The organism is Streptomyces calidiresistens (assembly GCF_014141525.1).
Classification (GTDB): domain Bacteria; phylum Actinomycetota; class Actinomycetes; order Streptomycetales; family Streptomycetaceae; genus Streptomyces; species Streptomyces calidiresistens.
The window spans coordinates 1-6,601 of the sequence record NZ_VKHS01000254.1; the positions used below are offsets into that span (position 1 = coordinate 1).

The window sequence follows — 6,601 nt, forward strand, 5'->3', positions numbered from 1 at the left end:
CTCCGCGCCCCGCCGCGGGAATCCGGACCTCCCCGGCGGGATGTGGCCGAGCACGCCGGGGGCCGGGGTCGTTCCTCGCCCGTCGAGGTGCGGGACCCTCCCCCGCTCCTCTCCGGGGCTCGCTTCGCATTCCATCCCGTACGATGTACGATACGCTGAACCGTACGCTGTACGGGATGAAAATCGACGGAGGGCTCCGGAAGTGGATGTCATCGACTCGGTGGTCGTCGCCGAAGGGCTGCGCAAGCGGTACGGGGACGAGCACGCACTGGACGGCTTCGATCTCCGCGTGCCGGGGGGAACGGTGTGCGGTCTGCTCGGGCCGAACGGTGCGGGAAAGACGACAGCGGTGCGCATCCTCGCGACCCTGCTGCGGTCCGACGGGGGGTGGGCACGGGTGGCCGGGCACGACGTGGGCCGTGAGCCCGACCGGGTCCGTCGCCGGATCGGGCTGGTGGGACAGAATCCGGCGATCGACGAGGAGTTGAGCGGTTACCGGAACCTGGTGATGTTCGGGCGCCTCCACCGCCTCGGTGCGCGGGAGGCGCGAGCCCGTGCCTCCCGGATGATCGAGCGATTCCACCTGGGGGAAGCCGCCGATCGACCGGTCTCCACCTACTCGGGAGGCATGCGGCGCCGGGTGGACCTGGCGGTGGCACTGATCCCGGCACCGGCCGTTCTGTTCCTGGACGAACCGACCGTGGGCCTCGACCCGCGCGGACGCAACGAGGTCTGGGAGGCGATCCGGGAGTTGGTGGCCGACGGCACGACCGTGCTGCTCACCACCCAGTATCTGGACGAGGCGGATCAGTTGGCCTCGCGGATCAATGTGATCCAAGCCGGGCGCGTGATCGCGGAGGGCAGCCCGGAGAACCTGAAATCCCTCATCGGCGAGGACCGCGTCGAGTTCGTCGTGCACGACATCGGGCGGTTGGGTACCGCCGCCTCGATCGCGGCCGATCTGGGCATCGGGGAGCCCGTGGTGGACGGGGACACCCGCCGGATCGGGGTGCGGGTACCGGACGGGGCAGCCGCCCTGACCGATGTCGTCCGACTGCTGGACGACGCCGGCATCGCGATCGAGGACCTGACCCTGCGGCGCCCCACCCTGGACGAGGTCTTTCTCCACCTGACCGGCCCACAATCCGGTCGGGGGGACCGTACGGGGAGCGGAACCGGAACGAGCGGACGGGAGTTGCGCGCATGACCGACACCACGGCGGCTGCCGTTCCCGGCGCGGGGCGGTTCGGAACCCGGGCATCTCCCGGGTCACGCAGCGGTCCCCCGCCCGAGGGCCCGGGAGGACACCTCCCCGCACTCCTCGTCGACAGTTGGGTCCTCACCCACCGGGCGATCCTGCACCAGGTGGCCCGTCCCGGTCCGTTGCTCTTCTCCCTGGCCTTCAATGTCCTGATCATCCTGATCTTCGTCCACCTCCTCGGCGGTGCCATGGTGGTCCCCGGCGGAGGCGGGTACCGGGACTTCCTGATGCCCGGCATGTTCGTGATGGCCATGCTCTTCGGCGTCGGGACGACCACTCAGGCGGTGGCGACCGACCGGGAGCGCGGGGTGACCGATCGTTTCCGCTCCCTGCCGATGTCGCCCGCCGCGGTGTTGATCGCGCGCGCGGTGACGGACATGCTCCTGGCCGTCGCGACGCTGGGCGTGATACTCCTCGCGGCCCTGGTGATCGGGTGGAGGCACCACGGCACCGTCGGGGGATTCGTGGCTGCGATCGGCCTGGTCCTGCTGCTGCGTTTCGCCCTGGTGTGGGTGGGCGTGTACCTGGGGCTCACACTCTCCCGGGAAGGTGCGGTCAACGGGGTACAGACCCTGGAGTTCCCGGTCGGCTTCCTCTCCTCCGCCTTTGTCGCCACGGCCACGATGCCCGGTTGGCTGGGCACGCTCGCCGACTGGAACCCGATCTCCTCGACGGTCGACGCCTGCCGGGAGCTGTTCGGGAGCCCCGGTGTCGCCTCGGGTTCGTGGGTCACCGACCATTCCCCGGTGATGGCGGTGGTGTGGCCGGTGGTCCTGGTGCTCGTCTTCTTCCCGTTGTCGGTGCACGCCTTCCGGGGGCTGAACCGCTGAGTGGGGCCCGGGCGCGGCACCGGAGCCCGGCTCCGGTGCCGCGCCCGGGTTCGGCGCCCTGTCAGTCGGTGCCGGTGCGGGCTTCCACCATCACCGCGATGCCGTCGAGGATGCGTCGCAGGCCGAATTCGAAGTTGTGGGCGGCATCGTACGCCCGCCCGAACGCCGCTCCCACCTCGTCCCCGACCGCGGCGGCCAGGGGGAAGGCCGAGGAGTCCATCAACGACCCCAGGACGGGACCGTGCGCACGCCACCACTCCTCGTCGGTCATACCGGTGTCCCGCTCGACCCGTTCGGTCTCGTCCGCGCGACGGGCGGTGGTCTGCGCATGGCCGATCACGAGGTTGACGACGGTGTCCATCTCGACCGCGGTCAGGCCGATGTCGGCCACGGCGTGGAGTTCGCGTTCGTACTTGGCGATGGCGTTGGGGCCCAGCGCGGGCCGGTTGACGCCCACGTGCAGCATCCAGGGATGACGGCGGAACAACCCCCAGTTGTCCCGGGCGACCCGGTCCAGGCGGGCCCGCCAATCCCCCTCCCCGGCTTCCCCCTCGGCGTCCACGGGGCCGCCGAGGACCTCCCCGTGGACGGTATCCACCATCAGCTCGAGGAGTTCGGCCTTGCCCGGCACGTAGGTGTAGAGCGTCATCGTCCCGACGCCCAGTTCCTCCGCGATCCGACGCATGGACAGGCGGTCCACCCCCTCGGAGTCCGCGACCCCGATGGCGACCCGGACGATGCGGTCCACGCTCAGGTCGTGGCGGGCGTTGCGCGCGGGGCGACGGTCGCGCGCGCCCCACAGCAGGGCGAGGGTACGCATCGGGTCGGCGGTCCCGCCGCGCAGCGGGGTGGTGTCCTTGGCCATTCCCGTCATCGTACGCCGACGCGGGCCCGGGAATTGTCGGAGGCGGCCGTCGCGGTGCGTCCCACGCCGTCACGTGACAGTGGTGACGCCGGGGGCGCGCCACCGGTGGAGGGAGTCGTGGGTCCGCGTCGACGCCCGGTGGGCGGACCACGCGCCCATCAGTCGCGCCCTGCTGCGTCCCCCGGCTTCCCGGGCGGCCGTCGCCGCCGCCGAACGGAGGCTCGATCTGACCTTTCCGCCCGATCTGGTGGCCTCCCCTGTGGTGTCACGACGGTACCGGGCACCGTGAAGGGGCCCCGGTATTCGGTTGCCGCGGGCCGTTCACGGGTCCGGGGCACCTGGTGCGACACACGGCCACCGGGGCCGGGCCGCCGCTCCCCCGAGGGGTGGTCCCTTCCGACCACGGGAGAACTCCTCGATATCGATCGGTGAGGAGGGGATCGCGACCCGGCGGGCCCGGGCGGGAGCGGCCCGGGCGTTGCGGCACGCTCCCGCCCTTTCCCCCCCGGGGGTCGCACCGGCGGCGGTGGTCCGGGCGCGGGTGTCCGTCGACCGGCGGGCCGAGTTGGTGTGCGATCCCGGCGCGGCGGACGGGTGACGGGCGGGTACGGGGAGCCGGTCGCCCCGACCGGCTCCCCGTACCCGCCGCACCCCGACGGGCCGGGGTCAGGGGGCCGGTTTGACGGCGAGGGAGAGGGCGTAGTCGCCGTCGGGGTCGGTCCACCAGGAGCGGAGACGCAAGCCGGCCCCGGCGAGTTCGCGCTCCACACCCGCGCGGCGGAACTTGGCGCTGGTCTCGGTGAGCAGCTCCTCCCCGTCGGCGAAGGTCACCTCCAGTTCCAGCACGCGTACCGTCTGCTCGCCCCGGGCCCGGAGTCTCATCTCGATCCGCTCCTCGGCCCCGTTCCACACCGCGACGTGGTCGAACCCGTCGGGGTCCAGCTCGGCACCGAGTTCCCGGACCAGGACCTGGAGCACGTTGCGGTTGAACTCCGCCGTCACCCCGGCGGCATCGTCGTAGGCGGCGACCAGGCGGGCCGGATCCTTGACCAGGTCGGTGCCGAGCAGGAGTCCGTCGCCGGGCGCCAGGTGTTCCGCCAGGGTGCGCAGGAACCGTGCCCGCTCCCGGGGCAGGAGATTGCCGATGGTGCCGCCGAGGAAGGCCACCAGGCGCCGGCCCCCGGTGGGCAGTGACGACAGGTGGCGTTCGAAGTCGCCGACCACGGTGTGCACCGTGATCGAGGGGTACTCCTCCGCGACCGCGGCCCCGGCCGCGGTGAGCACGGACTCGTCCACGTCCAGGGCCGCGTAGCGTCGCAGGGTGCCGGTCTTGGCCAGGGCGTCGAGGAGGATGCGGGTCTTCTCCGAGGTGCCGCTGCCGAGTTCGACGAGGGTGTCGGCGCGGATGACCTCGGCGATGTCCAGGGCGTGCGAGCCGAGGATCGCGCGCTCCCGACGGGTGGGGTAGTACTCCTCCAGTTCGGTGATGCGTTCGAAGAGGCGGGAGCCCCGGGTGTCGTAGAACCACTTCGGCGGCAGACTCCGGCGCTCGGCGCCCAGACCGGCGCGGACGTCCGCCACCAGGTCGGCCCGGCGTTCTTCGGGGGTGAGCAGACGGTCCACGCGGATGCCCGCTCCCCGGCGGCGGTCGCCGTCCGCGGGCTTGCCGGCGGCCCCGGCCGCCCCGGTGGGCCTCACAGGCGGGCCAATCGCAGGCCTGCGAAGACCCACCGGGAGGCGGCGGGGTAGAAATTCCGGTAGGTCACCCGTTCGTGACCGGCCGGGGTGACGCAGCTCGCCCCCCGCAACACGTGTTGGTCGGACATGAACTTCCCGTTGTACTCGCCGACGGCGCCCTCCGCCGGGCGGAATCCCGGATAGGGCAGGTAGGCGCTGGAGGTCCACTCCCAGACGTCCCCGATCATGTGCCGGCCGACCGGACCGGGGTGCAGGCGGTCGGGGTCGAGCAGCTCTCCCCGTCGGTCGGCGACGTCCCGGGCGGCGACCTCCCATTCGGCTTCGGTGGGAAGCCGGGCCCCGGCCCAGCGCGCGTACGCGTCCGCCTCGTAGAAGGAGACGTGGCACACCGGCTCGGCGCGGCGCAGGGGGCGCGTCCCGGCGGCGCCGAAGACGGTCCACCTCCCGTCGTCGTCCCGGTGCCAGTAGCCGGGGGCGTGCCAGCCGTGCCGGCGGACGGCCGCCCAGCCGTCGGAGAGCCAGAGCTCGGGACGGGAGTACCCGTCGTCGGCCATGAAGGCCAACCAGTCCTCGTTGGTGACGGCGCGTTCGGCGATCTCGAAGGGCACCAGGTGGACGGTGTGGCGCGGGCCCTCGTTGTCGAACGCGAAGCCCTTCCCGTCGTGGCCGATCTCGTGGAGTCCGCCCGGGACGGCGCGCCAGGTCTGCGGGAGCGGGTCGGGGTCCCCGGCGGTGTCGTCGGCGGGCCGGCGGACCATGGCTGGACCGAAGGGGTGGTGCGACAGGAGGTGCAGCGCGTCCATGACCAGCAGTTCCTGGTGCTGCTGCTCGTGGTTCAGCCCCAGCTCGACGATCCCGTCGTGCTCTCCGCCGGGCGCGTCGGCCAGCAGGTCCCCGACCGCGCGGTCGACGTGCGCCCGGTAGCGGCCGACCTCCTCGGCCGACGGCCGGGTGATCAACCCGCGGTGGGGGCGGGGATGCCGGGGACCGACGGCCTCGTAATAGGAATTGAACAGGTATCCGAAGGTCGGGTCGTAGGGGCGGTACCCCCCCGCGGGCCCGAGCAGGAACTCCTCGAAGAACCACGACGTGTGGGCCCGGTGCCACTTCGTGGGGCTGGCGTCCGGCATGGACTGCGCCGTCTGGTCCTCCGGCGAGAGCGGCGAGGCGAGCCGCTCGGTGAGCGCGCGGACGTCCCGGAACCGCGCGAGGAGGGTGGGTGGGGCGAGCGCTGACGAAGTCACGCGACCTCCGGTCGTCGTCGGCGTTCCGCGGCCGGGCGACCGCGGCGTCAACGATCGCTGTACCCCTCGGCCGGCCGACTGACCCCTGCTGTCCGCGACGACACCCGGTGGGCGTCACGCCGCTCGCGGTCGACGGGCGCGCCCGCGGCCCCCGGGAGAGGGTGGAACCGCGGCCCGGGCGTCCGTCGGGCCGGGAGAGCGACCCGGGAGTGGAGCCGGTATGGCCGTGGAGTTCGACGCCGTCGTCATCGGGGCGGGTCCGGGGGGCGAGACGGTCGCCGGCCGTCTGTTGGACGCGGGTCGGCGCGTCGCCCTGGTGGAGCGGGAACTGGTGGGGGGCGAGTGCGCCTACTGGGCGTGCGTGCCGTCCAAGACCCTGCTGCGGTCCCCCGAGGTCGGTGCGCAGGCCGCCGCGGTGGCCGGGGTCTCCGATCCCGCCCGGGAGTGGCCCGCCCTGCGGGACTACCGCGACGGCATGGTCCGGGGGCTGGACGACAGCGCGCAGGTGAGGGGGTACCGGGAGCGGGGGGCGACGGTCCTGCGGGCCACCGCCCGGATCACGGGCCGCGACCCGTGGGGTGCGTCCGCCGATCCGGCCGCGCACCGCCTCGCGGTCGCCGCGGGTGTTGGTGGAGCGGGGCAGCATCGAGTACTCGGCGGTGACCCAGCCCTTGCCGCTGCCCCGGCGCCAGCGGGGGACGCC

Annotated in this window: 6 protein-coding genes; 3 read left to right on the forward strand and 3 right to left on the reverse strand. The window is 73.0% G+C overall.

Features of this window, described 5'->3' with window-relative positions; translation table 11 throughout:
• The first annotated feature begins 202 nt into the window (after positions 1 to 202).
• Together FOE67_RS12495 and FOE67_RS12500 are read left to right on the forward strand one after the other, a co-directional pair.
• On the forward strand, positions 203 to 1,207 hold the full coding sequence (locus tag FOE67_RS12495; RefSeq protein ID WP_438874210.1) for an ATP-binding cassette domain-containing protein: 1,005 nt from the start codon (positions 203 to 205) through the stop codon (positions 1,205 to 1,207).
• Complete coding sequence (locus FOE67_RS12500; RefSeq protein WP_182663589.1) at positions 1,204 to 2,091, forward strand: ABC transporter permease; 888 nt, start codon at positions 1,204 to 1,206, stop codon at positions 2,089 to 2,091. Before FOE67_RS12495 ends, FOE67_RS12500 begins: the two co-directional genes overlap by 4 nt.
• A gap of 61 nt (positions 2,092 to 2,152) precedes the next feature.
• Here FOE67_RS12500 and FOE67_RS12505 read toward each other — a convergent pair whose 3' ends face one another.
• The 3 genes from FOE67_RS12505 to egtB form a co-directional block, all read right to left on the reverse strand.
• Positions 2,153 to 2,956, reverse strand: a complete 804-nt coding sequence (locus FOE67_RS12505) for a TetR/AcrR family transcriptional regulator (protein WP_182663591.1) — start codon at positions 2,954 to 2,956, stop codon at positions 2,153 to 2,155.
• Positions 2,957 to 3,622: 666 nt separating this feature from the next.
• Positions 3,623 to 4,585: an L-histidine N(alpha)-methyltransferase gene (egtD, locus tag FOE67_RS12510; RefSeq protein WP_182663597.1), complete on the reverse strand. Its 963-nt coding sequence runs from the start codon at positions 4,583 to 4,585 to the stop codon at positions 3,623 to 3,625.
• 65 nt (positions 4,586 to 4,650) lie between these two features.
• Positions 4,651 to 5,898, reverse strand: coding sequence for an ergothioneine biosynthesis protein EgtB (gene egtB, locus FOE67_RS12515; RefSeq protein WP_182663593.1), 1,248 nt, complete (start codon positions 5,896 to 5,898; stop codon positions 4,651 to 4,653).
• Between the two features lie 220 nt (positions 5,899 to 6,118).
• Here egtB and FOE67_RS30380 point away from each other — a divergent pair.
• On the forward strand, positions 6,119 to 6,601 hold a 483-nt coding region (locus tag FOE67_RS30380; protein ID WP_182663595.1), incomplete at its 3' end, for an FAD-dependent oxidoreductase.